The organism is Pseudomonas mendocina, assembly GCF_003008615.1.
Lineage (GTDB): Bacteria > Pseudomonadota > Gammaproteobacteria > Pseudomonadales > Pseudomonadaceae > Aquipseudomonas > Aquipseudomonas mendocina_C.
In genome coordinates, this window is sequence record NZ_CP027657.1 from 4683122 (window position 1) to 4709303 (window position 26182).

Annotated in this window: 21 protein-coding genes and 6 tRNA genes; 23 read left to right on the top strand and 4 right to left on the bottom strand. The window is 62.0% G+C overall.

Annotation, left to right across the window (positions count from 1 at the left end; all coding sequences use genetic code 11):
• Positions 1 to 6 precede the first annotated feature (6 nt).
• The 9 genes from gltX to C7A17_RS21680 all read left to right on the top strand — a co-directional run bounded on the left by gltX (position 7) and on the right by C7A17_RS21680 (position 4043).
• Positions 7 to 1488 (top strand): glutamate--tRNA ligase, encoded by a 1482-nt coding sequence (gene gltX, locus C7A17_RS21640; RefSeq protein WP_106740361.1) that lies wholly within the window; start codon positions 7 to 9, stop codon positions 1486 to 1488.
• Between the two features lie 201 nt (positions 1489 to 1689).
• Positions 1690 to 1765 (top strand) — tRNA-Ala (locus C7A17_RS21645).
• 60 nt (positions 1766 to 1825) lie between these two features.
• Positions 1826 to 1901, top strand: a tRNA-Glu gene (locus C7A17_RS21650).
• Between the two features lie 48 nt (positions 1902 to 1949).
• Positions 1950 to 2025 (top strand) — tRNA-Ala (locus tag C7A17_RS21655).
• Positions 2026 to 2073: 48 nt separating this feature from the next.
• Positions 2074 to 2149 (top strand) — tRNA-Glu (locus tag C7A17_RS21660).
• A 47-nt stretch (positions 2150 to 2196) separates the two neighbouring features.
• A tRNA-Ala gene (locus tag C7A17_RS21665) sits at positions 2197 to 2272 on the top strand.
• A 48-nt stretch (positions 2273 to 2320) separates the two neighbouring features.
• A tRNA-Glu gene (locus C7A17_RS21670) sits at positions 2321 to 2396 on the top strand.
• A gap of 244 nt (positions 2397 to 2640) precedes the next feature.
• Positions 2641 to 3180 (top strand): TetR/AcrR family transcriptional regulator, encoded by a 540-nt coding sequence (locus C7A17_RS21675; RefSeq protein ID WP_106740364.1) that lies wholly within the window; start codon positions 2641 to 2643, stop codon positions 3178 to 3180.
• Positions 3181 to 3203: 23 nt separating this feature from the next.
• Positions 3204 to 4043 (top strand): alpha/beta hydrolase, encoded by an 840-nt coding sequence (locus tag C7A17_RS21680; RefSeq protein WP_106740367.1) that lies wholly within the window; start codon positions 3204 to 3206, stop codon positions 4041 to 4043.
• Here the strand turns inward: C7A17_RS21680 and C7A17_RS21685 are convergent.
• Positions 4013 to 5890 (bottom strand): sensor domain-containing diguanylate cyclase, encoded by a 1878-nt coding sequence (locus C7A17_RS21685; RefSeq protein WP_234035829.1) that lies wholly within the window; start codon positions 5888 to 5890, stop codon positions 4013 to 4015. The two genes, C7A17_RS21680 and C7A17_RS21685, sit on opposite strands and share 31 nt — an antisense overlap.
• 147 nt (positions 5891 to 6037) lie before the next feature.
• On the opposite strand from C7A17_RS21685, the gene C7A17_RS21690 reads away from it, so the two are divergent.
• Together C7A17_RS21690 and C7A17_RS21695 are read left to right on the top strand one after the other, a co-directional pair.
• Positions 6038 to 6688: a bifunctional 4-hydroxy-2-oxoglutarate aldolase/2-dehydro-3-deoxy-phosphogluconate aldolase gene (locus C7A17_RS21690; protein ID WP_106740370.1), complete on the top strand. Its 651-nt coding sequence runs from the start codon at positions 6038 to 6040 to the stop codon at positions 6686 to 6688.
• Positions 6685 to 7125 carry an acyl-CoA thioesterase gene (locus C7A17_RS21695; protein WP_106740372.1) on the top strand — a complete coding sequence of 147 codons (441 nt, stop codon included), beginning with the start codon at positions 6685 to 6687 and terminating at the stop codon, positions 7123 to 7125. The genes C7A17_RS21690 and C7A17_RS21695 overlap by 4 nt, the downstream gene beginning before the upstream one ends.
• Positions 7126 to 7131: 6 nt before the next feature.
• On the opposite strand, the gene C7A17_RS21700 is transcribed toward C7A17_RS21695, so the two are convergent.
• Positions 7132 to 7527 carry a hypothetical protein gene (locus C7A17_RS21700; RefSeq protein WP_106740374.1) on the bottom strand — a complete coding sequence of 132 codons (396 nt, stop codon included), beginning with the start codon at positions 7525 to 7527 and terminating at the stop codon, positions 7132 to 7134.
• Positions 7528 to 7624: 97 nt separating this feature from the next.
• On the opposite strand from C7A17_RS21700, the gene C7A17_RS21705 reads away from it, so the two are divergent.
• On the top strand, positions 7625 to 8572 hold the full coding sequence (locus C7A17_RS21705) for a tRNA dihydrouridine synthase (RefSeq protein WP_106740377.1): 948 nt from the start codon (positions 7625 to 7627) through the stop codon (positions 8570 to 8572).
• Positions 8573 to 8731: 159 nt separating this feature from the next.
• Complete coding sequence (locus C7A17_RS21710) at positions 8732 to 9187, top strand: Hsp20 family protein (RefSeq protein WP_106740380.1); 456 nt, start codon at positions 8732 to 8734, stop codon at positions 9185 to 9187.
• Between the two features lie 76 nt (positions 9188 to 9263).
• Here the strand turns inward: C7A17_RS21710 and C7A17_RS21715 are convergent, their stop codons facing one another.
• On the bottom strand, positions 9264 to 12563 hold the full coding sequence (locus C7A17_RS21715) for a sensor domain-containing protein (protein ID WP_106740383.1): 3300 nt from the start codon (positions 12561 to 12563) through the stop codon (positions 9264 to 9266).
• Positions 12564 to 12666: 103 nt separating this feature from the next.
• Positions 12667 to 13548 (bottom strand): LysR family transcriptional regulator, encoded by an 882-nt coding sequence (locus tag C7A17_RS21720; protein WP_003461102.1) that lies wholly within the window; start codon positions 13546 to 13548, stop codon positions 12667 to 12669.
• Positions 13549 to 13768: 220 nt separating this feature from the next.
• Between C7A17_RS21720 and leuC the strand changes: the two genes are divergently transcribed.
• The 10 genes from leuC to folC all read left to right on the top strand — a co-directional run bounded on the left by leuC (position 13769) and on the right by folC (position 26173).
• On the top strand, positions 13769 to 15196 hold the full coding sequence (gene leuC, locus C7A17_RS21725; protein ID WP_106740386.1) for a 3-isopropylmalate dehydratase large subunit: 1428 nt from the start codon (positions 13769 to 13771) through the stop codon (positions 15194 to 15196).
• Between the two features lie 11 nt (positions 15197 to 15207).
• On the top strand, positions 15208 to 15855 hold the full coding sequence (leuD, locus tag C7A17_RS21730; RefSeq protein ID WP_106740388.1) for a 3-isopropylmalate dehydratase small subunit: 648 nt from the start codon (positions 15208 to 15210) through the stop codon (positions 15853 to 15855).
• Positions 15856 to 15941: 86 nt separating this feature from the next.
• On the top strand, positions 15942 to 17024 hold the full coding sequence (leuB, locus tag C7A17_RS21735; protein ID WP_106740391.1) for a 3-isopropylmalate dehydrogenase: 1083 nt from the start codon (positions 15942 to 15944) through the stop codon (positions 17022 to 17024).
• Between the two features lie 56 nt (positions 17025 to 17080).
• Complete coding sequence (gene asd, locus C7A17_RS21740; protein ID WP_106740393.1) at positions 17081 to 18193, top strand: aspartate-semialdehyde dehydrogenase; 1113 nt, start codon at positions 17081 to 17083, stop codon at positions 18191 to 18193.
• Between the two features lie 143 nt (positions 18194 to 18336).
• Complete coding sequence (locus tag C7A17_RS21745) at positions 18337 to 19347, top strand: aspartate-semialdehyde dehydrogenase (protein ID WP_106740395.1); 1011 nt, start codon at positions 18337 to 18339, stop codon at positions 19345 to 19347.
• Between the two features lie 155 nt (positions 19348 to 19502).
• Positions 19503 to 22325 (top strand): motility hub landmark protein FimV, encoded by a 2823-nt coding sequence (locus C7A17_RS21750; protein ID WP_106740398.1) that lies wholly within the window; start codon positions 19503 to 19505, stop codon positions 22323 to 22325.
• Positions 22326 to 22332: 7 nt separating this feature from the next.
• Positions 22333 to 23196 carry a tRNA pseudouridine(38-40) synthase TruA gene (truA, locus tag C7A17_RS21755; protein ID WP_106740401.1) on the top strand — a complete coding sequence of 288 codons (864 nt, stop codon included), beginning with the start codon at positions 22333 to 22335 and terminating at the stop codon, positions 23194 to 23196.
• A gap of 42 nt (positions 23197 to 23238) precedes the next feature.
• A complete protein-coding gene (locus tag C7A17_RS21760; RefSeq protein ID WP_234035830.1) occupies positions 23239 to 23892 on the top strand; it encodes a phosphoribosylanthranilate isomerase in 654 nt (217 codons plus the stop codon).
• A gap of 122 nt (positions 23893 to 24014) precedes the next feature.
• Positions 24015 to 24899, top strand: coding sequence for an acetyl-CoA carboxylase, carboxyltransferase subunit beta (gene accD, locus C7A17_RS21765; RefSeq protein ID WP_106740405.1), 885 nt, complete (start codon positions 24015 to 24017; stop codon positions 24897 to 24899).
• Positions 24896 to 26173 carry a bifunctional tetrahydrofolate synthase/dihydrofolate synthase gene (gene folC / locus C7A17_RS21770; protein WP_106740408.1) on the top strand — a complete coding sequence of 426 codons (1278 nt, stop codon included), beginning with the start codon at positions 24896 to 24898 and terminating at the stop codon, positions 26171 to 26173. Before accD ends, folC begins: the two co-directional genes overlap by 4 nt.
• The last annotated feature ends 9 nt before the right edge of the window (positions 26174 to 26182 follow it).

Consider the following 26182-nt stretch of genomic DNA (forward strand, 5'->3'; position numbering starts at 1 on the left):
GCATTCATGACCACCGTTCGTACCCGTATCGCGCCATCGCCAACCGGCGACCCCCATGTCGGCACCGCCTATATCGCGTTGTTCAACCTGTGTTTTGCCCGTCAGCATGGTGGCCAGTTCATCCTGCGCATCGAGGACACCGACCAGGTTCGTTCCACGCGTGAGTCCGAACAGCAGATTTTCGACGCGCTGCGTTGGCTGGGTATCGAATGGGACGAAGGCCCGGACGTTGGCGGCCCGCACGGCCCGTACCGGCAGAGTGAGCGTGGCGAGATCTACAAGAAGTACTCCGATGAGCTGGTCGGCAAGGGCCATGCCTTCCCGTGCTTCTGTTCCGCCGAGCGCCTCGATGAGGTGCGCGCGCAGCAGATGGCCAACAAGGAAACCCCGCGTTACGACGGCCATTGCATGCATCTGGAGCCGGCCGAGGCGCAGCGCCGCATCGCCGCTGGCGAATCGCACGTGGTGCGCATGAAGGTGCCGGGCGAGGGCGTCTGCGTGGTGCCGGACATGCTGCGTGGCGATGTCGAGATCCCGTGGGATCGCATGGACATGCAGGTGCTGATGAAGGCCGACGGCCTGCCGACCTACTTCCTGGCCAACGTGGTTGACGATCACCTGATGGGCATCACCCATGTGCTGCGCGGTGAGGAATGGCTGCCGTCGGCGCCCAAGCTGATCAAGCTCTACGAATACTTCGGTTGGGAGCAGCCGGCGCTGTGCTACATGCCGCTGTTGCGCAATCCGGACAAGAGCAAACTGTCCAAGCGCAAGAACCCCACCAGCATCACCTTCTACGAGCGTATGGGCTACCTGCCGCAGGCCATGCTCAACTACCTGGGGCGCATGGGCTGGTCGATGCCGGACGAGCGCGAGAAGTTTTCGCTGGCCGAGATGATCGAACACTTCGACATCAACCGTGTGTCGCTGGGCGGGCCGATTTTCGATCTGGAGAAGCTGTCCTGGCTCAATGGCCAGTGGCTGCGTGAGCTGCCTGTGGAAACCTTCGCTGCCGAAGTGCAGAAGTGGGCGCTCAATCCTGAATACCTGATGAAGATCGCACCGCACGTGCAGGGCAGGGTGGAAACCTTCAGCCAGATCGCACCGCTGGCCGGTTTCTTCTTCTCTGGTGGCCTCAACCTGGACGCCAAGCTGTTCGAGCACAAGAAGCTCTCTGCTGATCAGGTGCGCCAGTTGATGCAGCTGATTCTGTGGAAACTCGAATCGTTGCGTCAGTGGGAAAAGGAGCGCATCACCGGTTGCATTCAGGCCGTGGTCGAGCATCTGGAGCTGAAACTGCGTGATGCCATGCCGCTGATGTTTGCCGCCATCACCGGCCAGGCCAGCTCGGTATCGGTACTCGATGCCATGGAAATCCTTGGCCCGGATCTGACCCGCTTCCGCCTACGCCAGGCGCTTGAGCTGCTCGGCGGCACCTCGAAGAAAGAGGCCAAGGAGTGGGAGAAGCTGCTGGCGAGCATCGGCTAAGTCGAGGCGTGCAACTGTGGGAGGGGCTTTAGCCGCGATGATTTGATTTTGTCGCCGCTGAAGCGCCTCCCACGGTTGCAGCTAACTCTCCACGGGTGAGACTCTAAGTAATTGTTCTAGTGGCAAAAAATTTGGGCTGACAGGAAAAATGTTGTTGACAGCCAATCGGGGCGCTCTTAACATGCGCCCCGTCCTCGAGATGGGGCTATAGCTCAGCTGGGAGAGCGCTTGCATGGCATGCAAGAGGTCAACGGTTCGATCCCGTTTAGCTCCACCAATCTCGGCTCCTTCGGGAGTGCCAGAATCGATGTGAGTCGATTCACGATCAGGGTCTTGCGTCCCCTTCGTCTAGTGGCCTAGGACACCGCCCTTTCACGGCGGTAACAGGGGTTCGAGTCCCCTAGGGGACGCCACTATTTCCAGCCGCAGCGCTCAGGCGTTGCAGCCGACCGCAAGGTTTCGGGGCTATAGCTCAGCTGGGAGAGCGCTTGCATGGCATGCAAGAGGTCAACGGTTCGATCCCGTTTAGCTCCACCAAACACTGACAAGGCCAGCTTAGTGCTGGCCTTGTTCTTCGAAGGTTTTGTCCCCTTCGTCTAGTGGCCTAGGACACCGCCCTTTCACGGCGGTAACAGGGGTTCGAGTCCCCTAGGGGACGCCATATTCCAGTCGCAGCGCGCAGGCGTTGCGAGCCGACCGCAAGGTTTCGGGGCTATAGCTCAGCTGGGAGAGCGCTTGCATGGCATGCAAGAGGTCAACGGTTCGATCCCGTTTAGCTCCACCAATCACACACAAGGCCAGCCTAGCGCTGGCCTTGTCGTTCGAAGGTTTCGTCCCCTTCGTCTAGTGGCCTAGGACACCGCCCTTTCACGGCGGTAACAGGGGTTCGAGTCCCCTAGGGGACGCCATTTTTCTTGCCGCATTTGCGGAACCAGGGGCTGCTTCTTCGGAAGTGGCCCTTTTTTATTGCCCGTCGTTTCTGCTGGCTGCTGCCGATGATGCCAGTGCTGCTTCTGTGTCGTTCGTGGCATGTAGCCGCCGCTTTCATATTGAAGTGCTGGCTTTATTCGGGGCTGGCTGACGCTTGGGAGTCGTCTTGTCTTTTAATATGATGAATGTAATATTGTATTCATCATATGAAGGGGCAATGCCATGAGTGAGCGCAAGGCTGAAACTCGTCAACGCATTCTTGAGGCTGCTAGTGGCCTGCTTGTGGAGCGCGGGCCCGCTGATCCGGCTGTAGCGGAGGTGATGGCTGCCGCTGGACTGACGGTCGGTGGCTTCTATGCACACTTTGCCAGCAAGGATGCCCTGATGCTGGAGGCCTTCCGCCAGCTATTGGGGCGCCGCCGTGATCGCCTTGCCGCGGTCGACGCAGGTCTCAATGGTGTGGAGCGCCGGGCGTTGCTGGCGGCGTTCTATCTGTCGCGCAAACACCGCGATGCACTCGATGAGCGCTGCCCCGTACCCAGCTCTATAGGTGAGATCGAGCGCTTGCCGGAGGGCTTTCGCCAGGCGCTTGCAGAACATGTTCAGTTGCTGGCTGCACAAATGAGTGAGGCACCGGAGGAGGCTGACATCGCGTTGGCTGATCTGGCTTTGATGGTGGGTGGCCTGGCTTTGGCCAGGGCGTTGGGGCCAGGTGAGCTGTCCGATCGCCTGCTGCGTTCTGCCAAGTCGGCGATCAAGTGAAATCAGGCGCGTAGGAGAGTGCGATGAACCAGATGATCTGGGTGCGTGGTGTCAATGCGGCATTGGGGCGACTGGCCCCGCAAATGTTGGCGGGCCGTTTGCGTGAGCGCTTCATGACGCCGCGCAGCTTGCCACCTCGGGACTGGGAGCTGCCGCTGCTGGCCAGTGCCGAGCGTATTACGTTGCGCTTCGGCCTGTCGGCGCTGCGTTGGGGGAGTGGCCCCACCGTGTTGTTGATGCATGGCTGGGAGGGGCGGCCGACGCAATTCGCAAGGCTGATCAGTGGCCTGGTGGAGGCCGGCTATGGCGTGGTCGCACTGGATGCGCCAGCGCATGGTCGATCGCCGGGGCGAGAGGCGAATGTGGTGTTGTTCGCCAGGGCGCTGCTGGAAGCTGCTAGCGAGTTGCCGCCGTTGCATGCGGTCATCGGTCACTCCATGGGCGGAGCCAGTGCATTGCTGGCGACGCAGATGGGGCTGCGTACTGAAACATTGGTATGTATTTCAGCACCGAGCAGGATTCTCACCATGCTGCGCGGTTTCGCCCGTTTCATGGGGTTGCCGGATCGGGCGCGTGCGCATTTCATCAGCCAGGTGGAGCGCACGGCAGGAATTCCGGCCGCACATCTCGACGTGCAGCGCTATCAACTGCAGTTGCCGGGTTTGATCGTACATGCCGAAGATGATCCGCTGGTGCCGGTGGGCGAGGCGGAGCTGATTCACCGGGCCTGGCTCGATAGCCAGCTGTTACGCCTGCCCACAGGTGGTCATCAGCGTCTACTCGGTGACGCTCAGGTTCTGCAGGCGGTGCTCGCTCTGCTCGGCGAGGTGCGTCAGGCGTCGTCGAGGGCGCTGGCTTCGTAGCTGGCAACCCGGTTGCGGCCTGCCGCCTTGGCGCGGTATAGGGCTCTGTCGGCGAAGTCGAGCCAGCTTTCGCCGCAGTCCGGGGTGTCGGGGATTCCCGCATGCAGTCCGATGCTGATACTCAACGGGATCGACTGTTGCTGATAGAGGCAGGGATGGCGGGCCAGGTCGTCACGCAGTTGCTCGGCCAGGTCGAGCGCGCCAGTCAGGTCGGTGCTGTCGAGCAGGGCGACGAATTCCTCTCCGCCGAATCGCGCCAGCAGGTCGCTGCTGCGCAGGCGTTGCTGGATGCGTTGGGCGGCGTGGCGCAGGCAGGCGTCTCCGGCGAGGTGGCCATAGCGGTCATTGACCTGCTTGAAGTGATCCAGATCCAGCATCAGTACGGCTAGCGATTGGCGGCTGCGTTCGGCACGGGCGCAGGCGCGCGCCAGCTCCTCACTCAGCGTCTGGCGATTGAACAGATTGGTCAGGCCGTCACGGCGATTCAGTTCGGCCAGGCGCAGGTTGGCGCTGGACAGCTGTTGCAGCGTTTCCTCCAGTGTTGCCGTGCGCTCCTTCACGCGTTGTTCCAGGTTCTCGCTGATCTGCGTTTGCAGCTCCAGGTGTTTGGCCTGCTCGTTGCTGAGCTGGCGCGCCTGGGTGATCAGTTTGGCCTGGGCTATGCGCTCGGCCTCCTGCACCTGGCGGATACGGGCAGCCAGGGCGATGGAGAAGACCGTCATCTCGATCACGCCGCCGATCTGTTGGGCATGTAGCGTCAGCAGCGAATAGGGCAGCACGCCCGTTCCGGTGAGGATGCTGGCCAGGCTGGCGCTAATCAGCACGAACCAGCCCAGAGCGAACAGACGTGCTGCGGTGTAACCGGCGCGCCAGCGCAGCAGGGTGATGATGAAGGCAGCGAGGGCACAGGCGACGATGAGGACGAAGCTGGCGATCAGTGCCGGCTGGTAGGGGCCGAGCAGGGCCATGACCAGTACCAGCCAGGCGCAGGCTTTCAGGCTGTGAGCGACCCAGCGATAGGCGGCGGGCGCTTCACGTAGCGCCAGCACGCCATAGGTGAACTGGATACCGAACAAGGTGGCCAGCGCCGAGCTGAGGGGGAAACTCAGCTGCTGCCAGGCCAGGGCGTTGGGCCACAGCCATTGGAAGGCAAAACCAAGCTGGATGAATTCATAGAGGCTGAAGCTGGCGACGAACAGGCAATACCAGAGGTAGTTGCGGTCGCGGGTGATGCAGAAGATCGACAGGTTGTAGACGAACATCGCCAGCAGCGCGCCGAAGAACAGCCCTTGAAACAGCAAGCTGCGCTGCTCCTGATGGTCGAAGGCCTCGTGGGTCATCAGGCTGGCGCTGAGGTTGGCCGAGCCGTTGGTCTGCATGCGTAGCCAGATCCGTCGTTGTTCGCCCGGCGCGATGTTCAGCGGTAGCACCATCTGACGATTGTCGACCCAGCGCCAGTCGAACGGGCGCTGGTCGCCGGATCGATACACGCGCTCACCGTCCAGGCCATAAGCATCCAGCTGATCCAGCAATGGGTTGCCGATCAGCAGTACCCAGCTCAAGGCGCGTGCGTGAGGATTGTGCACATCCAGGCGCAGCCAGTAGGTGCTGCTGTCGTAGCCAAAGCTGGCGTCGCGTCGGCCCACCGCCTGCCAGGCTGCATCGGGTAGGGCGCGCACCGTGTGGAAATCGGTATCGCCTTGCGGGTCTTTCCAGAGCTGCATGTAAGGGCCGGGCAGAACCTGGGCCTGTCCAGCCGGCAACGGCAGGCTGTCCGCCCAGGCGAGAACGGGTAGCAGCAGAAGCATCAGTAAGCGCAAGGTGGCAATCAATTGCTCGGTTCTCATGTGCTCGGGCGAGCGCGGTGCAATTATGGCGCGCCGACCAGATGCGATGAAAGGGCGGCGCTGCAGAGAAAAAAACAGCGGCGTATCATGCGCGGCATTGGCGGGGGAGTCCGCCCGTCGATGTGATGCCGACCTGGGAGTTGAGAAATGAAGCTGACGATGGATGAGGTGCTGCGCCAGGCCCGCCCGGTAATGCCCGTTCTGGTGATCGAGGAAATCGAGCTGGCGCTGGATCTCGCTCGGGCGCTGCAGGACGGAGGGATAACCGTGCTGGAAGTGACCCTGCGTACGCCACGGGCGCTGGATGCGCTGGCTGCCATCCGCCGTGAGCTGCCGCAGTTGCTGGTGGGCGCCGGCACGCTGATCCACACCGAGCAGTTTCAGGAGGCGCGCGATGCCGGGGCGCAGTTCGCCGTGAGTCCGGGTTTCACCGAGCGCTTGGCGTTGGCTGCGGAGGACGCGGCACTGCCCTATTTGCCGGGAGTGATGACGCCTTCCGAGGTATTGCTGGCGCTGGAGCATGGCTATCGCTCGCTCAAGCTGTTTCCGGCCGATGGAGCCTCCAGCGTGAAGATGCTCAAGAGCTTCAAGGGGCCATTCACGGGCATTCGTTTCTGCCCAACGGGCGGCGTCACTGCTGACAACCTGCTGAGTTTCCTGCGTTTGCCCAATGTCGCCTGCGTTGGCGGTACCTGGGTGGCGCCGAGCAATCTGGTGCGTGCGCGTGCCTGGGATCAGATTACCCAGCTTGCCGCTGAGGCCCGGGCATTGGCTGGTAGCCTGGAGGCGCAGCCATGAACTGGGATCTGCCAAGTCCCTTCGTCATCGACATCCAGGTCGGCGCTGATGATATCGATGGGCTCGGTCACGCCAACAACGCGGTATATGTCAGTTGGTTGGAGCGTTGTGCCTGGCGTCATTCGCAGTTTCTTGGGCTGGATCTGGTCGAGTACCGGCGCCTGGATCGCGCCATGGCCGTGGTGCGCCACGAGATTGATTACCTGTCCAGTGCTTATGAGGGGCAGGATCTGCAGATGGCGACCTGGATCGTCGAGTCCGATCAGCGCCTGAAGATGGATCGACGCTTTCAACTGGTACGCCCCGAGGACGGGGCAACGCTGCTGCGGGCCAAGACCTCCTTCGTCTGCATCGAGCTTTCCAGTGGGCGTCCCAAGCGCATGCCTGCGGAATTCGTAGAGGGCTACGGCAAGGCGTTGTTGCCGCCGGAGCTGTAACGGCGATCAGTCGAGCACTGGCGCGAGAAATACCTGCTCAGGTTCGACCGTGATGGCGAACTGACGGGTTTCACCGGGGCGCAGGATGACCGACTGCGCGACATCCGGCCCGCGACCACCGCAATAGCCGTCTGGTGACATGGCCACGGCGACGCTCAGTTCGCCGCTGGGCAGATCCAGACTGGTGTGTTCGCCGGGCCCCAGTTTCGCCACTACCTGCTGGTTGACGTAAAGCTCCACGTCGCAGGCGTTCGGCGCGTTGTTGTCCCGACTGAAGATCAGCCGGGCCGGGGCGTCGGCCACGGGATCTGCGGGCGCCGGTTCGATAGCAGCAGACAGCCCGTCGCTGGCTTGTAGGTTCATGCAGCACAGGCCGAGAGCAATCAGCGCGAGATGGCGCATGGCGCGTCTCCTATTTTGGCGATGTGGCCAGTGTGGCCCATCTTGCGCGGCGCGTGCGAGCCCTTAAACTGTGCGCCCCATTTTTCCGGACAAGCTCATGCAAATCGCCCTGGCGCCCATGGAGGGGTTGGTCGACGAGATTCTGCGCGACGTACTGACCCGCATTGGTGGCATCGACTGGTGCGTGACCGAGTTCATTCGCGTCAGCGAGCGTTTGTTGCCGGCTGCCACCTATCACAAGCTCGCCCCTGAACTCTTCACGGACGCTCGCACGCAAGCCGGCACGCCGATGCGCGTGCAGTTTCTCGGCTCCGATCCGCAATGCCTGGCCGACAACGCCGCTTTTGCCTGCAGCCTTGGCGCGCCGGTGATCGACCTCAACTTCGGTTGCCCGGCCAAGACGGTGAACAAGTCGCGCGGCGGTGCCGTGCTGCTCAAGGAGCCGGAGTTATTGCATGCCATCGTCCGCGAAGTGCGGCGCACGGTACCGGCCGAGATTCCTGTCACGGCCAAGATGCGTCTGGGCTTCGAAGGCAAGGAGGGCGCGCTGGATTGTGCGCGCGCACTCGCCGAGGGCGGGGCCAGCCAGATCGTCGTGCATGCGCGCACCAAGGTGGAGGGCTACAAACCACCGGCGCATTGGGAGTGGGTGGCGCGGGTGCAGGATGTGGTTGGCGTGCCGGTATTCGCCAATGGCGAGGTGTGGACGCTGGAGGATTGGCGCCGCTGCCGCGAGGTCAGTGGTGTGGACGACATCATGCTGGGCCGCGGATTGGTGTCTCGCCCTGGTCTGGCGCGACAGATTGCGGCGGTCAGGGATGGTGAAGAACCGCAGGAAATGAGCTGGGCAGAACTTCAGCCCCTGTTGTTCGATTTCTGGCAGCAGGCGCGGCGCAAGCTGGCGCCGCGTTACGCACCGGGGCGTTTGAAGCAGTGGCTGGCGATGCTTACGCGCACCTATCCGGAGGCCGTGGCGCTGTTCGCCGAGGTGCGGCGTGAGCAGGATTGCGCGCGCATTGACCAGTTGCTGGCGTTCTCCGTGTAGGGTGCGCTGTGCGCACCGCCTGCCAAACGTTGGTGCGCACGGCGCACCTTACTGTTTTTTGCACTTGAAAAATTTCCGACCGACCTCAGATAAGTGACTGCGGGATGCCGAAGTCGGGTTCCGCAATATGACACTTGCTGAAATTTCAGGAGAATATTCATGAGCAACGTACTGTCTCTGGCCCCTCTGTTCCGCCAGTCCGTCGGTTTCGACCGTTTCAATGATCTTTTCGAGTCTGCCCTGCGTAGCAACGATGCTGGCAGCTCCTACCCACCCTACAACGTCGAGAAACATGGCGAGGATCACTACCGCATCGTGGTGGCGGCTGCCGGTTTCCAGGAAGATGACCTGGAGTTGCAGGTCGAGCGCGACGTATTGACCGTGGTGGGCAACAAGCGTGACCGCAGTGCCGAGAGCATCAGTTACCTGCATCAGGGTATCGCCCAGCGTGCGTTCAAGCTGTCGTTCCGCCTGGCGGATCATATCGAGGTCAAAGGCGCCAACCTGGCCAACGGTCTGCTCCATGTCGAGCTGGAGCGTATCGTGCCGGAAGAGGCCAAGGCCAAGCGCATCCCCATCGGCAACCAGCGCCCAGCGTTGGAAAGCGGGCAGTGATGGATGCATGACCAGAAGGCGCCCTGCGGGGCGCCTTCTTCGTTTCACCCGTGCGCTTTCATTCGCTCTGGAGCGTTCAACTGGCCGGTTTTCGGCGCTGCTTGTCCAGCAGCTCGCGAAATGCCTCCTGCGGCAGCGGCCTGCTGAACAGGTAGCCCTGATAGAGGTGGCAACCCTGCGCTTGTAGAAAGTCCAGTTGATCCTGCTGTTCCACGCCCTCGGCGATCAGTGCCAGCCCCAGACTGCGTGCCATGGCGACGATGGCGCGGATGATCTCGGCGTCGTTGGGGTCGCAGGTCGCGTCGCGCACGAACGACTGGTCGATCTTCAGCATGTCCACCGGCAGGCGCTTGAGGTAGGTCAGCGAGCTGTAGCCGGTACCGAAGTCGTCCATGGCGAAGCTCACGCCATGCTTCTTCAGGCGCAGCATCTTGCCGACGGTGTCGTCGATGTTCTGGATGACGATGCCTTCGGTGATCTCCAGCTTGAGCATGGCGTTGGGTAGCTGGCTGTTGCGCAGGCTGCTGGCGACTCGGTCGACGAAGTCATGTTGGCGAAATTGTCGCGGGCTGATGTTGACGCACAGGCTGAAGCGCTCGCCGTCGATCAATCCATCGGCCATCAGGCGCGAGCAGAAATGGCAGGCTTCGACCAGTACCCAGCCGCCGACTTCGACGATCAGGCCGCTTTCTTCGAGTACCTGGATGAACTGGGCGGGCGATTGCGCGCCCAGCTGCGGATGTTGCCAGCGCAACAGGGCCTCGGCGCCGACTACCTGGCCATCGCGAGCATCGACCTGGGGCTGGAAATGCAGTTCGAATTCGCCGCGGGCCAGGGCCAGGCGCAGGTCGTTCTCCAGGCGCAAGCGTGCGCTTGCGGCGTCCTGCATGGTGGTGCGAAACAGCTGGATGGCGTTGCGGCCGGAGTCCTTGGCCCGATAGAGGGCGATATCGGCGCGCTTGAGCAGATCCGCCGGGGTGTTACCGTGATCGGGAATCAGCGCGACGCCGATACTGGGCGTGACCTGTAGCCGGTGGCCGTCCAGCAGCATTGGCTCGGCCAGCAACTGGCGGAGCTTGTCGGCGACCTGGCGGACATGGCGGGTCACTTCCGAGCGTTTACCTTCCAGGCCGGACAGCAGCACGACGAATTCATCGCCGCCGAGACGCGCCACGGTGTCCTCCAGGCGCACGCTGGCCTCCAGGCGTGCGGTGACCAGGCGCAGCACGCTATCGCCGACCGGATGGCCGAGCGAGTCGTTGATGTGCTTGAAGTGGTCGAGGTCGAGAAACAGCAGGGCGCCGCGCAGCTCATGGCGTTTGAGCAGGGAAATCTGCTGGGTCAGGCGATCCATCAGCAGGGCGCGATTGGGCAGGTTGGTCAGGGCGTCGTGATAAGCCAGGTGCTGCACCTGGGCCTGCGCCTGCTTCAGTTCGCTGATATCGCGCGCGGTGAGCAGCAGGCAGGGCACGCCGTTGAGTTCGATCGGCTGGACGGAGACGTCCACCAGGCGCACTTCGCCTTCGCGGTGTCGCCCATGCATCTCCATGCGCAGAACCTGACCGTGCTGCAGCAGGTGTTCGATCATCTGCGTGCGCTCTTCGGGGTAGGCCCAGATGTTCAGTTCATGCACGCTGCGGCCTACCACTTCCCAGGCCTGGTAGCCGGTAATGCGGGTGAAGCCTTCGTTGACCTCGATGTAGCGGCCGGTGTCGCGCTCGGTGATGGTGATGGCGTCCGGGCTGGAGTGGAACGCCTTGGCGAACTTTTCCTCGGAGCCTTTCAGGCGTTGCTCGCGCTCCACGCGTTCGCTGATGTCCACCAGGGTGCCGACCATGCGCAGCGGTTGGCCGGCGTCGTCCAACTGCAGTTTGGCGGTGCTTTCCAGAAAGCGCAGGTCGCCCTTGCCCTGCTGTACCCGGTAGGTCACCTGGTAATGGGTTTTGCCTTGTTCGACCAGTTGCAGGTAGCTCCGGCGCAGGCTCTGGCGATCCTCCATGGGCACCTGGCGGAAGAACGCCAGGAAATCACCCTCGAACGGTGCCGGCTCCAGCCCCTGCAGTTGCGATGCGCGGGTGCTGGCGAACAGTCGGCGGCTGGGAATGTGCCAGTCCCAGGTGCCGAGATCGGCGGACTCCAGTGCCAGTTTCAGGCGCTGCTTGCTCTCCTGCAACGCCAGTTCCTGCGTGCGTTGTTCGGTGATGTTGCGCACGGTGAGTACCAGGCAGGTTTTGCCGTCGAGTTCGATCTCGCCGCCGAACAGGAGGTTGATGCTGGCTTTGCCGTCGCGGCTGAACAGGCGTACTTCAAGGTTGTTCAGATGGCCGGTGCGCAGGGCTTCGAGCATGCGCTGGCGGTCTTCGGGATCGGCCCAGATGCCCAGCTCCAGCGAGGTGCGGCCGACGGCTTCGGCGCAGCTCCAGCCGAACTGCTGCTCGAAGCTGGGATTGACCTCGATGAACCGGCCCGTGGCGCGCTCGGTGATGGAGACCGCGTCGGGGGTATGCATGAAGGCCTTGGCGAACTTCTCCTCGCTGAAGCGCAGGGCATTCTCGGCACGTTTGCGCGCGCTGGTGTCGAGGAAGGTGCAGAGCATCAGGCGATCGCCCTGCAGCTCGATGTACTGGCTCGACAGTACCCCGTCGAGGATGTCGCCGCTGCGCGTGCGCAACTGCACTTCCTGAATCACCGGCTCCTGGCTCAGCGGCGCCTGCTGGCGCAGGTGATCGCGTTGCTGGGCGTGTACCCAGAGATTCAGTTCATGAGTGGGGCGGCCGAGAATGTCGCTGGCAGTCCAGCCAAAGGCCTGAGTGAAGTGCTGATTGACCTCGATGATTTCGCTGTTGTCATAGCGCGCCAGCATCATGATGTCCGGGCTCAGGCGGAACAGACTGACGAAGCGCTCCTCCGATGCGCGCAGCGCCTCGGCGCGTTCCTGTTGGGCGCTGATATCGCGGATAACGCCGAACATGCGCGGCCGCCCGTCGGCTTCGTACTGCAGGCTGCCGGTGATCTCCAGCCAGTGCAGGCTGCCGTCGGGCCAGCGGATGCGATGACGCAGCGCATTGGTGATCTGTTCGCCCTGGAGAATGGCGTGGAAGGTTGCCAGGACTTCCGCGCGCTCCTCTTCGGGAATCAGCTCGATGTAATTCAGCTCGCGGGTGACCGGGCGGTTGGGGTCGAGGCCGAACAGCGCCTGAGCGCCGCGCGACCAGTTCACCTGGCCGCTGCGAATGTCCCAGTACCAGGTGCCCAGATGTGCGCCGTTGAGCGCAGCCAGCAGGCGCGGTGCGTCTTGCCAGGTTTGCTCGAATTCGGCGGGATCCATCGCTGGTATGTGTGGCAGGGGCGGAGTCTGGTCAGTCGATCTGGCCATGTCCTGACCTTCCTCTGATAGGCGCGATGCGCGTTACGGGCGTTAGAGGCATGCAGGGGACTTTCTTATCGTTGTAGCGCCACGTTAGCGTCAGGTCGATTGCCTATGCAAGGTCGTCCCGTTGGCTGTCGAGCAGATCCATGAAGGCGCGCGCGGCATTCGACAGGGTTCGCTCGGTATGCAGGATGTAGCCTAGTTGCCGGGTCAGCTGTATGCCCGGTATCGGCAGGCGTGCCACCTGATCGTCGAGCATGGTGCGTGGCAGTACGCTCCAGGCCAGGCCGATGGACACCATCATCTTGATGGTTTCCAGGTAGTTGGTGCTCATGGCGATATTGGGTGTCAGGCCCTGAGCCTCGAACAGGCGCTGGACAATGTGATGGGTGAAAGTGTTGCCGCCAGGGAATACCGCCGGGTGCTGCGCGACATCGGCCAGGCTGATCACCTGGCTGCGGGCCAGCGGGTGTTCTGGCGCGGCGACGAAGTCCAGGGGGTCGTCCCACACGGCGACGGCGCGAATCGGTTCACGGGTTTCCGGGGCGAGGGTGATCACTGCCAGTTCGGCACGGCCATGCAGGACTTCCTCATACGCCACTTCCGAGTCGAGGAACTGGATGTCCAATGCCACCTGCGGGTGAGCGCGAGTAAAGGCGCGCAGCAAGGCAGGGAGGCGATGCAGGCCGATATGGTGGCTGGTGGCGAGGGTCAGGCGGCCGCTGACTTCACCCGACAGGTTGGTCAGCGCGCGACGGGTGTCGTCCAGTACGTTGAGGATCTGGTAGGCGCGTGGCAGCAGGGCACGGCCGGCCTGAGTGAGGCCGATTTCACGACCGAGTCGGTCGAACAGGCGCACGCCCAGCTGCTGTTCCAGGCCGGCGATGCGCTTGCTAACGGCTGGCTGGGTCAGGTGCAGGCGTTCGCCAGCTTCGGAAAAGCTGCCGGTTTCGGCGATGGCGATAAAGGCATTGAGGTTGGCCAGATCCATGAAGTGCTCCGGGGTGGAAGGATGATTTGAGCATACATTCCATTGCGGAATCCTTTGAATAAAAAATATGAATTTGAGTTATTTCGTGCCTGGCCATAGCATTCTCCCCATAAGCCGAAGGGCCATTTGCGCCCTGGCATAGAAAGGACACTTCCGGCGCCGGGCGGTGATAACCAGGCAGTTCCGGATGTGTCCGAAAAGCGCTGATGAGGTAAGGCTGATGACTGGCAAGACGCTCTACGACAAGCTCTGGGAAATGCACGAAGTGAAACGTCGTGACGACGGTTCCTCGCTGATCTACATCGATCGTCACATTCTTCACGAAGTGACCTCGCCGCAGGCTTTCGAAGGCCTGCGTCTGGCTGGGCGCAAGCCGTGGCGCATCGACGCCAACATCGCCACCCCGGATCACAACGTGCCGACCACCAAGGCCGAGCGTCAGGGTGGCCTCGAAGCCATCGCCGACGAAGTTTCGCGCATCCAGGTACAGACCCTGGACGAGAACTGCGATGACTTCGGCATCCTCGAGTTCAAGATGAACGATGTGCGCCAGGGCATCGTCCACGTCGTCGGCCCGGAGCAGGGGGCTACCTTGCCGGGCATGACCGTCGTTTGCGGCGACTCGCACACCTCCACCCATGGCGCCTTCGGTGCCCTGGCCCACGGCATCGGCACCTCTGAGGTCGAGCACGTGCTCGCCACCCAGTGTCTGGTGGCCAAGAAGATGAAGAACATGCAGGTGCGCGTCGAAGGCAAGCTGCCGTTCGGTGTTACCGCCAAGGACATCGTGTTGGCCGTGATCGGCAAGATCGGCACCGCTGGCGGCAATGGTCATGCCCTGGAGTTCGCCGGCAGCGCGATTCGCGACCTGTCGCTGGAAGGACGCATGACCATCTGCAACATGTCCATCGAAGCCGGCGCCCGTGTGGGCCTGGTGGCGGTGGACGAGAAAACTATCGCCTACGTCAAGGATCGTCCGTTCGCGCCCAAGGGCAGCGACTGGGACAAGGCCGTGGCGCAGTGGCAGAATCTGGTCTCCGACGCCGACGCGGTGTTCGACACCGTGGTCGAGCTGAAGGCCGAAGATATCAAGCCGCAGGTCAGCTGGGGCACTTCGCCGGAAATGGTGCTGGCCGTCGACCAGAACGTGCCGGATCCGGCCGTCGAAGCTGACCCGGTGAAGAAGGATTCCATCTCCCGCGCGCTGAAATACATGGGTCTGACCGCCAACCAGCCGATCACCGATATCCAGCTCGATCGCGTGTTCATCGGCTCGTGCACCAACTCGCGCATCGAAGACCTGCGCGCCGCCGCCGAGGTGGCCAAGGGCCGCAAGGTCGCCAGCACCGTCAAGCAGGCGCTGGTGGTGCCGGGTTCCGGTCTGGTCAAGGCGCAAGCCGAGGCCGAAGGGCTGGACAAGATCTTCATCGAGGCTGGTTTCGAGTGGCGTGAGCCGGGCTGCTCCATGTGCCTGGCGATGAACCCTGACAAACTCGGTAGCGGCGAGCATTGCGCCTCGACCTCCAACCGCAACTTCGAAGGCCGCCAGGGCGCGGGCGGTCGTACCCACTTGGTCAGCCCGGCCATGGCTGCCGCTGCCGCGGTGACTGGTCGCTTCATCGATGTGCGCGAATTGATCCAGGCCTGAGGAGTAAACAGATGAAAGCCTTTACCCAACACACCGGCCTGGTCTGCCCGCTGGATCGTGCCAACGTCGACACCGACCAGATCATTCCCAAGCAGTTTCTCAAGTCGATCAAGCGCACCGGTTTCGGCCCGAACCTGTTCGACGAGTGGCGTTACCTGGATATCGGTCAGCCGAACCAGGACAATTCCAATCGCCCGATCAACAAGGAGTTCGTGCTCAACTTCCCGCGTTATCAGGGCGCCAGCGTGCTGCTGGCGCGCGAGAACTTCGGTTGCGGTTCTAGCCGCGAGCATGCGCCGTGGGCGCTGGACGAGTATGGCTTCCGCACGGTGATCGCGCCGAGCTTCGCCGACATCTTCTTCAATAACAGCTTCAAGAACGGCCTGCTGCCGATCGTCCTCAAGGATGAGGAGGTCGATGCGCTGTTCGAACAGGCCGAGGCGACCGAAGGTTATCAATTGACCGTCGATCTGCAGGCGCAGACCGTGACTCGTCCGGATGGCGTGCAGTACAGCTTCGAAATCGATGCCTTCCGCAAGCACTGCCTGCTCAATGGCCTGGATGACATCGGCCTGACCCTGCAGGATCAGGATGCGATCAAGTCGTTCGAAGGCAAATATCAGCAGAGCAGTCCCTGGCTGTTCGGCGCGATCAAGTAACGCGCGCAGTGGGGGCGCTGTGCGCACCCGATAAATCACTATTTAAGCGGTGCGCATGGCGCACCCTACGGTTCGATGAGGATGTGATGAGCAAGCAGATTCTGGTTCTCCCTGGCGACGGTATCGGTCCGGAAATCATGGCCGAGGCCGTGAAGGTGCTGAACCTGGCCAATGACAAGTTCTCCCTGGGCTTTGAATTGAGCTTCGATGATCTGGGTGGTGCGGCTATCGACCGTTACGGTGTGCCGCTGGCCGACGAGACCCTGGCGCGTGCTCGCGCTGCCGATGCCGTGCTGCTCGGCGCCGTTGGCGGGCCGAAGTGGGACGGTATCGACCCGGCCATCCGCCCGGAGCGTGGCCTGCTGAAGATTCGCTCGCAACTCGGCCTGTTCGGCAACCTGCGTCCGGCCATCCTCTACCCGCAACTGGCCGAGGCTTCCAGTCTCAAGCCGGAAGTGGTCGCTGGCCTGGATATCCTCATCGTGCGTGAGCTGACCGGTGGCATCTACTTCGGCCAGCCGCGCGAGAGCAAGGTACTGGAGAACGGCGAGCGCATGGCTTACGACACGCTGCCGTACAGCGAAAGCGAAATTCGTCGTATCGCCAAGGTCGGTTTCGACATGGCGCGTGTGCGTGGCAAGAAGCTGTGCTCGGTGGACAAGGCCAACGTCCTGGCTTCCAGCCAGCTGTGGCGCGCCGTGGTCGAGGAAGTGGCCAAGGACTACCCGGACGTCGAGCTGAGCCACATGTACGTCGACAACGCCGCGATGCAGCTGGTGCGTGCGCCCAAGCAATTCGACGTAATGGTCACCGACAACATGTTTGGTGACATTTTGTCCGACGAGGCTTCGATGCTGACCGGTTCCATTGGCATGCTGCCGTCGGCATCCTTGGACGCCAACAACAAGGGCATGTACGAGCCGTGCCACGGCTCCGCGCCGGACATCGCCGGCAAGGGCATCGCCAACCCGCTGGCCACCATTCTTTCAGTGTCCATGATGTTGCGTTACAGCTTCGGCCAGGTCGCTGCTGCTGACGCCATCGAGCAAGCGGTGAGCCTGGTGCTGGATCAAGGCCTGCGTACCGGTGACATCTGGTCCGAGGGCAAGACCAAGGTCGGTACCGCTGCGATGGGTGATGCAGTAGTCGAAGCGCTGCGTAGTCTGTAATCTTCCCAGCCCCGCCGGGGTGGTTCCGGTGGGCTGTTTATATAGGTGTAGTCGTTATGAAACGTGTAGGTCTGATCGGTTGGCGTGGCATGGTCGGTTCCGTGCTCATGCAGCGCATGCTGGAAGAGCGGGACTTCGACCTGATCGAGCCGGTGTTCTTCACCACTTCCAATGTCGGTGGCCAAGGCCCTGCCATTGGCAAGGACATCGCTGCGCTGAAAGATGCCTACAGCATTGACGACCTCAAAGGCCTGGACGTGATCCTGACCTGCCAGGGTGGCGACTACACCAACGAAGTCTTCCCCAAACTGCGCGAAGCGGGCTGGCAGGGCTACTGGATCGATGCTGCCTCCAGCCTGCGCATGGACGATAGCTCGGTGATCGTGCTCGACCCGGTCAACCGCAAGGTGATCGACCAGGCGCTGGATGCCGGTGGCAAGAACTACATTGGCGGCAACTGCACCGTCAGTCTGATGCTGATGGCGTTGGGTGGTCTGTACGAGGCCGGCCTGGTCGAGTGGATGAGCGCCATGACCTATCAGGCTGCTTCGGGCGCCGGTGCACAGAACATGCGCGAGCTGATCAAGCAGATGGGCGCGATCAATGGCGCTGTTGCCGATGACCTGGCTGATCCGGCCAGCGCCATTCTGGACATTGATCGCAAGGTCGCTGAAGCCATGCGTGGCGAAGGCTTCCCGGTCGACAACTTCGGCGTGCCTCTGGCCGGTAGCCTGATCCCGTACATCGACAAGGAACTGCCGAACGGGCAGAGCCGTGAAGAGTGGAAGGCGCAGGCCGAAACCAACAAGATTCTCGGTCGTTTCAAGAACCCGATCCCGGTCGATGGCATTTGCGTGCGCATCGGTGCCATGCGTTGCCACAGCCAGGCGCTGACCATCAAGCTGAACAAAGACGTGCCGATGGCCGATATCGAAGGCCTGATCAGTCAGCACAACCCCTGGGTCAAGCTGGTGCCGAATCATCGTGAAGACTCCATTCGCGATCTCGGCCCGACTGCCGTCACTGGCACCCTGAGTGTTCCGGTCGGTCGTCTGCGCAAGCTGAACATGGGCTCGCAGTATCTGGGTGCCTTCACTGTTGGCGACCAACTGCTGTGGGGCGCTGCCGAGCCGCTGCGCCGCATGCTGCGGATTCTGCTGGAGCGCTAAGCGCGCAAAACCGGCGTCGAGCGTCAAGACAAAGCCCTTCTGCAACAGCAGAAGGGCTTTGTCTTTTCTGGGAGGCGAACCTGATTGCTTGGGCGCAAGGGCGCGGGTACAGTGCCGCTCCCTCTGCGTCACAGGTCCACTCCATGAGCCAGTCCATCAATATTGCCCTGATTGGCGCCACCGGTAGCGTCGGTGAGGCGCTGGTCGAGTTGCTAGAAGAGCGCGATTTTCCCCTCAAGGATCTGCACCTGCTGGCCAGTAGTGAGTCGGTGGGGCAGAGCTTGTCATTTCGTGGGCGTCAGGTGCGGGTTCGCTCGCTCGATACTTTCGATTTCTCTCAGGTGCAGCTGGCTTTTTTCGCTGCTGGCAGCGAAGTGACGAAGGCATGCCGTGAGCGCGTCCTGGCAGCTGGCTGTTCCTTGATCGATATGAGTGCAGCCTTACCACTGGCGCAGGCGCCTTGTGTGTTGCCCGAACTGGGATACGAAGGCTTGCCGGTGCTGAAAGCGCCTTTTCAGGTCAGTGCGCCGACGCCCTCTGCAGTGGCATGTGCTCTGGTGCTAGCTGCGCTTCGTCCGGTCGTGCAACCACGTCAATTGCAGCTCACGGCCATGTTGTCGATGTCCACCCTTGGTCGTAGCGGTGTGCAGGAGTTGGCGCGACAAACCGCCGAGTTGCTGAATGGCCGCCCCTTGGAGCCCAAGGGTGTCGATCGCCAGGTCGCCTTCAATCTGCTGGCGCAGGTTGGTGGTGTTGACGAACAAGGACACGCTGAACTCGAGAAACGCCTGGCTGCTGAATTGCCGCAACTGCTTGCATTGCCAGACTTGCCAGTGTCAGCAACTTGCGCTCTGGTGCCGGTATTTTTCGGTGACAGTCTGGCGCTCAGCGTGCAATGCGATTCGCCAGTTGACGTGACGGCAGCGCAGCAGGCGCTGGAGGCCGCGACAGGTATAGAACTGGTAGAGGCGGGCGATTATCCGACTGCCGTGGGGGATGCGGTGGGTCAGGATCAGGTATATGTCGGTCGCGTTCGTGCCGGAGTAAGTGATCCGCGGCAACTCAATTTGTGGATTGCGTCTGATAACGTAAGAAAAGGCGCCGCCCTGAATGCTGTGCAAATAGCGGAGTTATTGATAAAACACTATCTGTAAAAGATACTTACCAAGAAATTTGAAGAATCTTTCTAGCTTGGCAATACTGGCTGAGTTGATTGCTGAATGGGGAACCGTTCTTGGAACGGAGGCAGGCAGCAATTCTCAAGACCTTCTCGCGCGCCGAGAAAAAAGATAAAACAAGGGATAACGCTATGGTTCGGGTTCGCAAACTGGTGCTGGCAATTGCGGCTGCTTCGGCGCTGTCTTCCGGTATGGCGCATGCGTTGGGGTTGGGTGAAGTCACCCTGCAATCCTCGCTGAATCAGCCGTTGGTAGCGGAAATTGAACTGCTGGAGGTGCGTGACCTGGCCTCCAATGAAGTGATTCCCAGCCTCGCGACCCCTGAAGAATTCATTAAGGCTGGCGTTGATCGTCAGTATTTCCTGACCGACCTTAAGTTTACGCCGGTACTCAAACCCAACGGCAAGAGTGTGATTCGCGTCACTTCCAGCAAGGCAGTACGCGAACCTTATCTGAACTTCCTGGTGGAAGTGCTCTGGCCGAATGGTCGGTTGCTGCGTGAATACACCCTGTTGCTCGACCCGCCGCTGTATTCCCCGCAAACCACGGTCGCTGCTGCCCCGCAACTGCCGATCGCGGCTCCGGCGCCAACTCCTCGCCCGTCTGTCGCTCCCGCACCCAGCAATGCAGCGCCTGCACCGGCTCCGCGTCCGCTCGCACCCGCACCGGCAGCACCTTCTTCGCGCGCCATTTCCGGCAACGAATACAGAACCACTGCCAATGATACGTTATGGGAAATCGCCCAGCGTGTCGGTGGTGGTTCGGTCAATCAGACCATGCTGGCCATTCAGGATCTGAACCCTGATGCGTTCATTGGCGGCAACATCAACCGCATGAAGAGTGGCCAGGTACTGCGTCTGCCCGATGAGCAGCAGATTCGCCGTCGCAGCAATGCCGAGGCCATCGCTCAGGTCGCGGAACAGACTGCGGCCTGGCGTGAAGGCCGTGCAGTGGCTTCGCGTCAGCTCGACGCCACCCGTCGCACCACAGCCGGCTCGGCACCGGCAACCGCTGAAAGTGGCGATAGCCTGAAGCTGGTGGCTGGCGACTCCGGTCGTTCTACCCGTGGCAGTGAAGCGGGTTCTGCCGATAGCAAGGCACTGACCGACAAGCTGGCGGTTACCCAGGAAAGCCTCGATTCGACCCGTCGTGAGAATGCCGAACTGCAGAGCCGTGTTGGCGATCTACAGAGCCAGCTGGACAAGCTGCAGCGTCTGATCGAGCTGAAGGACAGTCAGCTGGCCAAGATGCAGGCCGAAATGGCTGGCGCTCCCGCCGCTCCGGCAGCGCCAGTTGCCGCTGAAGAACCCGCCGCTGCGGCGTCCGAAGCTGCGCCGCCCGTTGTGGAGGCTGCGACTCCGCCTGCTTCGCCGCCCGAGGAGGCGGCGCCAGACTATAACTACTCCGAGGAGCCAGCAGCGCCAGTCGAAGACAGCGCTGCCACCGAACAGCCGGCCAGTGAGCCGGCTGATGCCGTTGCGCCGGTCGCTCCGGCGGCACCTGCCGAGGAACCTGCCAAGCCCGCCACTCCGGTAGCGCCGGCACCCGCTCCAGCACCGCAGAGCTTCGTCGATGACCTGATGGCCAACCCCATGACCCTGGGTCTGGCTGGTGGTGGCGCGTTGCTGCTGTTGCTGGTTGCGTTGATGGCGCTTTCGCGTCGCAATGCCATGAAAGAGGCCGAGCTGCATGAAGAGCTGGCCGACGATCTGGCCGAGAAAGACGCTTTCGCTTCTGACCTCGATATGCCGGAAGACAGCTTTGCCGACCTGGTCGATGATGCTCCGCAGGCAAGCCCGCTCGCTGGCGAAGAGCGCGTCACGGCGCAAACCGGCGATGCCTTGGGTGAGGCGGATATCTACATTGCCTATGGTCGCTTCAACCAGGCGGCAGAGCTGCTGCAGAACGCCATCAATGACGAGCCGCAGCGCAGCGACCTGCGTCTGAAGCTGATGGAGGTCTATGCCGAGCTGGGTGATCGCGAGGGCTTTGCCCGTCAGGACAACGAACTGCGTGAAATTGGTGGCGTCAATGCCGAAGCCGAGCAGCTGAAGTCCAAGTACCCGGCTATGGCTGCTTTCGTGGGCGCCGGCACTGTCGCTGCGGTTGCCGCAGCTGATGATGACCTCGGTGAGTTCAGCCTCGATGACCTGACGCTGGACGAGCCGAGCAAAGATGCTCCGGTTGCCGCCGACAATATGGACGATGCCTTCGATCTGAGCCTGGATGATCTTGAGTCCGATCTTGGGCGTGACGCGTCGTCGGCTCAGGATGGCGCCGCGGCCCTGTCGCTGGACGATGACCTGGACTTCGGGCTAGTCGACGAGCCGACTGCATCGCCGGCAGCTGCCAGCGATGATCTGGACTTCGATCTGTCGCTGGATGACGACAAGGTCGAGCTGTCCCAGTCTGCGAGCGATCTTTCTGAATTCAGCCTCGATCTGGACGAGCCTGCTCCGGCCGCGAGCGACGAGGCTGATGACTTCCTGCTGAGCCTCGATGATGATGTCGCTGCAACTGTCCAGCCTGTGGACGAGCTGGGTGATCTGGGACTGGATCTACCGGACGAAACCCCTGCTGTCGACCTTGATCTGCCAACAGACTTCGACCTGTCTCTGGAGGATGAGGCGCCAGTTCAACCTGTTGCCAATGCCGATAGCTTCGCAGCACAGCTGGATGAAGTGACGGCAGAGCTTGATCAGCTGTCAGGTGACCTTGGGCAGCCGGAAGCGGTGCCGCAGTCGTTCGACAGCCTGTCCAGTGATCTGGATGGTGACGACGACTTCGACTTCCTGTCCGGTACCGATGAAACTGCGACCAAGCTGGATCTGGCGCGGGCCTACATCGATATGGGTGACACCGAAGGTGCACGCGACATTCTTGATGAAGTGATTGCCGAGGGCAGCGATGCCCAGCAGCAGGAAGCTCGCGAGATGATTACCAAGATGGTTTGATTGATACATGTCTGACGCAGTACCTGTAGCGGCCGCCGAAATGGCGGCCGCTGGCTTTTCCAGAATCGCCCTGGGCCTCGAATACAAGGGCGCACGCTATCGTGGTTTCCAGCGCCAGAGCGCGAATGTTCCGTCGATCCAGGGGTACCTGGAAGCGGCCTTGTCCAAGGTCGCCGGGGGTGCGCCAGTGAGCATTCTCTGCGCAGGGCGCACCGATGCCTCCGTACATTCCAGTGGTCAGGTGGTGCACTTCGATACCACTGTCGAGCGCTCGTTGCATGCCTGGATCATGGGCGCCAACATGAACCTGCCCAATGACATCAGTGTGACCTGGGCGAAGGTGATGCCGGCGCATTTTCATGCGCGCTTCTCCGCCATGGCGCGGCGTTACCGCTACGTGATCTACAACGACCCGATTCGCCCGGCGCACATGGCTGAGGAAGTGACCTGGAACCATCGTCCACTGGATGTAGCGCGCATGCGCGAAGCCGCCCAGGCGCTGGTCGGTACGCATGATTTCAGTGCTTTCCGGGCGACGCGTTGTCAGGCCAAATCGCCGGTCAAGACCGTGCATCATCTGCAGTTGATCGAGCATGGCCGCTTCATCGTTCTGGACATTCGCGCCAATGCTTTTCTCCACCACATGGTGCGTAACATCGCCGGCGTGTTGATGACCATCGGTGCGGGTGAGCGGCCGCCGGAGTGGGCGCGCGAGGTGCTCGAACGTGGTGACAGGCACAGCGGTGGGGTGACTGCGCATCCTTATGGTCTGTATCTGGTACAGGTCGACTACCCGGAAGAGTTCGAATTGCCGCCGCGCTATCTTGGGCCGCATTTTCTCTCCGGCCTTCCGGACGTGCGGCAGCCATAACCCTTTGCTACCATCCGAACCCGCATGGCGAGAGGTGTGAACGTGACGGTCGTACGCAGCAAGATTTGTGGGATCACCCGCATTGAGGATGCCCTGGCTGCGGTGGAGGCGGGGGCCGACGCTATCGGTCTGGTGTTCTATGCGAAAAGCCCACGAGCAGTCAGCATCGAGCAGGCCGCCGCAATCTTGCAGGCGTTGCCGCCGTTCGTGACTACTGTCGGGCTGTTCGTCGACATGCCGCGCGATGAGTTGCAGCAGTTGTTGCAACGTCTGCCGCTGGATCTGTTGCAGTTCCACGGCGATGAGTCGCCGGCCGATTGTGAGGGCCATGGCCGCCCCTACATCAAGGCGCTGCGGGTTCGCCCCGGTGAGGACGTATCGGCAGCCATGGCGCCCTACAGCGGTGCGCGAGGCATTTTGCTGGATACCTTCGTCGAGGGTGTTCCGGGTGGCACAGGCGCTTCATTCGACTGGTCGCTGGTGCCGGAAAATGCTGGCAAGCCGATCATCCTGGCCGGCGGCCTCGATGCAGGCAATGTCGCCGTGGCGATTAGCCAGGTGCGCCCCTATGCCGTTGATGTCAGCGGTGGGGTGGAGGTCAGTAAAGGCATAAAGGATGCAGGCAAGATTCGCGCGTTCATTCAGGCCGTGCATGATCTGCGATGTGACGGCGACTCGAGCGGGGCCGTCAATTAGCCTGTCACACCGCCAGCAGGTAGTCCTGAACTGACCTGCCGATACGGCGGACAAGAATTGCTGGAGGTGGGCGTCCATCGTGAGTCGCTCACCCGAACCAACGGTTATGGAGAAATGACAGCATGAGCAACTGGTTGGTAGACAAACTCATTCCCTCGATCATGCGTTCCGAGGTGAAGAAAAGCTCGGTACCCGAAGGCCTGTGGCACAAGTGCCCGTCCTGTGAGGCCGTGCTTTATCGTCCCGAGCTGGAAAAGACGCTCGATGTCTGCCCCAAGTGCAACCATCACATGCGTATCGGCGCCCGTGCCCGTATCGATCTGTTCCTTGATGTCGATGGCCGCGAGGAGCTGGGCGCTGACCTGGAGCCAGTCGACCGTCTGAAATTCCGCGACAGCAAGAAGTACAAGGATCGCCTGAGCGCTGCGCAGAAGCAGACCGGCGAGAAGGACGCGTTGATCGCCATGAGCGGCACCCTCGAAGGCATGCCGATCGCTGTTTGCGCGTTCGAGTTCTCCTTCATGGGCGGCTCCATGGGCGCCATTGTCGGCGAGCGTTTCGTGCAGGCGGCCAATGTCGCACTGGAAAAACGTTGCCCGCTGGTGTGCTTCTCCGCCTCCGGCGGTGCGCGCATGCAGGAAGCGCTGATCTCTCTGATGCAGATGGCCAAGACTTCCGCCGCACTGGCGCGCCTGCGTGAAGAGGGCCTGCCATTCATTTCCGTGCTGACCGACCCGGTCTACGGCGGCGTTTCCGCCAGCCTGGCGATGCTCGGTGATGTGATCGTGGCCGAGCCGAAGGCGTTGATCGGTTTCGCCGGCCCGCGCGTGATCGAGCAGACCGTGCGCGAGAAACTGCCGGAAGGCTTCCAGCGCAGCGAGTTCCTGCTGGAACACGGCGCCATCGACATGATCATCCCGCGTAACGAGCTGCGCCCGCGTCTGGCGCGCCTGCTGGCGCAACTGATGAATCGTCCGTCTCCGGTTTCCCTGCCGGCCACTGCATGACCGAGCGCAGTCTGGGCGAGTGGCTCGCCTACCTCGAACAGCTGCATCCCTCGGCCATCGACATGGGCCTGGAGCGCTCGCGCGAAGTCGCGAAGCGCCTCGGCCTGGGCAAGCCCGCGCCGTTGGCGGTCACCGTGACCGGTACCAACGGCAAGGGCTCGACCTGCGCCTTTCTCGCCAGCCTCCTGCATGAGCAGGGCCAGCGTGTCGGGCTCTACAGCTCCCCGCATCTGCTGCGCTACAACGAGCGTGTCGTGCTCGATGGTCGCGAGGCGAGCGACGCTGAGCTGTGCCAGGCCTTCGCGGCGGTCGAGGCGGCGCGAGGCGAGATTTCCCTGACCTACTTCGAGATGGGTACCTTGGCAGCCTTCTGGTTGTTCGAGCGTGCCGGTCTTGATGCTGTGGTGCTCGAAGTCGGGTTGGGCGGACGCCTGGATGCGGTGAATCTGATCGATGCCGATCTCGCGCTGATTACCAGCATCGGCCTGGATCATGCCGACTGGCTGGGCAATACCCGGGAGTCGGTAGCCTTCGAGAAGGCCGGCATCATGCGGGCGGGTAAACCAGCCTTGTGTGGAGATCTCGATCCGCCGTCGCCCTTGCTCGAGCAGGTCGTGGCGCTGGATTCGCCGTTGTTCCTGCGCGGGCGGGATTACGATATGGCCCTCTCGGAGACGGAGTGGAGCTGGTTCGGCCTGAATGCCGCCGGCCAGGTGCTGAGGCTTCAGGGCCTGCCGCTGCTGGATTTGCCGATGGAAAATGCGGCACTGGCACTGCAGGCTTATGCCTTGCTGAATCTGCCCTGGGATGAGCAGGCCATCGCCCGTGGGTTGTTGGCGACGCGCGTAGCGGGCCGTCTGGATCGGCGTGTGCTGACATGGCAGGGCAAATCCCTGACCTTGCTGCTGGATGTCGGTCATAACCCTCACGCCGCGAACTACCTTGCCCAGCGCCTGGAGGCCCGGCCACCTGCTGGGCAACGCTTGGCGGTGTTCGGTCTGCTTGCGGACAAGGATTTACCGGGTGTCGTAGCGCCGCTGCTGGCCCAGGTGTCTCAGTGGGGTGTTACCCCGCTGAATACGCCGCGTTCACGCCCGGCTGCAGAACTCGCTGTTCACCTGCAGGGTTTTGCCACTCGCGTCGTGCAGTATCCGAGTGTACATGCCGCGCTGGTAGGGCAGTGTGACAAGGCTGCGAGCGGGGACGAAATCCTGGTGTTCGGTTCGTTCTTCTGTGTGGCCGAAGCGCTGGATTGGTTGGCCGGACAGGGCTGAGTTTGGCTG